Genomic DNA, 2,028 nt, shown 5'->3' on the forward strand with positions numbered 1-2,028 from the left:
ATATTATTAAAATAATAGGTTTTTAATTTCATCTTTAAAGAAATAGATAAATAATGTGTTTCCAACAAATGGTAAAACTAACTTAAAACATAATATTGTAGGTAGTGAAGAAATTTGAATATACATAAAAAAGAGTCAGCAGATAATGTCTACTGACTCTTTAATGCTTTAAGTACTTCTTCTTTTGTAATACCCATCATATTCAGTCTCTTAAATAATGCTTTCGCATTACCATAACCTAAATGAAAGGCATCATAGACCTGTAGTCTTCTCTTCTTATTTCCTAATACATCTAGATCAATAAATTCATCCCATGAAATAGATTCTTTAGCATCACTAAATGTGACTGCATTCTCTAATGCTTCAATAATTGCATCATGCCTTGCTTCCGCAATACCAAGTTTCTTCACACCCTTGGCATCTTTTTTTGCGACAAAGGCATGCTTCGCATTAGGAACAGCCTGAATGACTTTATTTCTAATCTGTGTACCAGGATAATCAGGGTCTGTTAAGACAATGACGCCACGTGTCTGGGCAGCAGTTTTAATGAGAGATAGAATATCTTCGTTGATTCCTGACCCAGATGTTTCAATTGTATCTACATCAAATAACTGTTTAAGTGTTGCTGTATCTGTTTTACCTTCTACTACAACAACTTCTTTAATCTTTCTCACAATAGTCTCCTAACTCAGTAAGTCAATCATACGTTCTATTGTACGCTTGACATCTCCCTGATCATAATAATAATCGAAATCTTTCTCAACCATTACAGTGAGTATAAGGCAGCATGTATCATAATCAGCCTGTGAAAGGGTTATACCCTTCACAGGTTTCTTTTTATACTTGTAGTCGCCTAATTCTTGTAATACACGTCTATATATTACAGGGTTATTCTTACAGGCTAATTTCTTTAATACAGAAATCTTATTATAATTCAGTTTTGATCTTATAAAGCCTAGAATAGCCCTACCTCGCGAGGGCGGGGTGGAATGTCCATCTTCCATATCTTCCTCCACTATTTAGATGATTCCATATTCTTAAATGCTGTTGATAACATCAATTTAATACGGTTAACCTGGTTTGTTTCACTAGCCCCTGGATCGTAATCAATCGCAACGATGTTAGACTGTGGATATTTTCTTCTTAATGCCTTAATGACACCCTTACCTGTTACATGGTTAGGTAAGCAGGCAAATGGCTGCATACATACAATATTTGGTGCACCTTCATCAATGAGTTCAATCATTTCACCCGTTAAGAACCATCCTTCACCTGTCTGGTTACCAATAGAAACAACTTCACTTGCTTTCTTCGCAATTTGATCAATAGGATGTGGTGCATCAAAACGATTTGATGCTTCTAATGCCTTAATCATATCTTTTCTTAAGAAGTCTACGAGTTTAATCGCTACATTACATAACTTAGCTGATTTCCAGCTTGCATCATAATGTTCATGTTCATACTGAGTATTGTAGAAACAATACTGGAAGAAGTCAATTAAATCTGGCATAACTGCTTCTGCGCCTTCTTCTTCAATAGTCTTTACAATCTCATTATTGGCAGTAGGGTGGAATTTCACAAGGATTTCTCCTACAAGACCTACTCTAGGTTTCTTAATATCTAGAAGTGGTAATTCATCAAATTCCTTTACAATCTGATAAACGTTCTTCTTGAATTCCTTCATAGAACCATTTTCAACGTTTTCTTTACACTTTTCTACCCATGATTCATATAATTCATTAGCTGAACCTTTCACCTTTTCATACGGTCTGACACGATATAAGACTCTCATGAATAAGTCACCATACATAGCCCCAATAATAACTTTCTTAGCCACCTTATAAGTAATCTTAAAGCCTGGGTTAGATTCTAATCCCTGTAAGTTTGCTGAAATAACAGGTACATAATCCATATGTGCATCCTTTAATGCTTTTCTAATAAACGCAATATAGTTTGTTGCACGGCATCCTCCACCTGTCTGTGAGATGATCAATGCCACCTTATGAGGATCATACTTACCCGAATTCA

General features: G+C 35.2%; 2 protein-coding genes and 1 pseudogene. All 3 read right to left on the reverse strand.

The features are described from left to right. Nucleotides 1-149: 149 nt before the first annotated feature. The gene (gene rnmV / locus B2S90_RS06200) at nucleotides 150-674 is read right to left on the reverse strand and encodes a ribonuclease M5 (protein WP_279079760.1); all 525 of its coding nucleotides are present in this window, start codon (nucleotides 672-674) and stop codon (nucleotides 150-152) included. A gap of 9 nt (nucleotides 675-683) precedes the next feature. Further along, nucleotides 684-1,004, reverse strand: a complete 321-nt coding sequence (locus B2S90_RS06205) for a hypothetical protein (protein ID WP_022424598.1) — start codon at nucleotides 1,002-1,004, stop codon at nucleotides 684-686. Nucleotides 1,005-1,015: 11 nt separating this feature from the next. Then, nucleotides 1,016-2,028 (reverse strand): annotated as a pseudogene (locus tag B2S90_RS06210) (2-hydroxyacyl-CoA dehydratase); the annotation flags it as partial.

Source organism: Catenibacterium sp. UBA627, from assembly GCF_002299355.1.
In the GTDB taxonomy this organism is placed as follows: Bacteria; Bacillota_I; Bacilli_A; order Erysipelotrichales; family Coprobacillaceae; genus Catenibacterium; species Catenibacterium mitsuoka.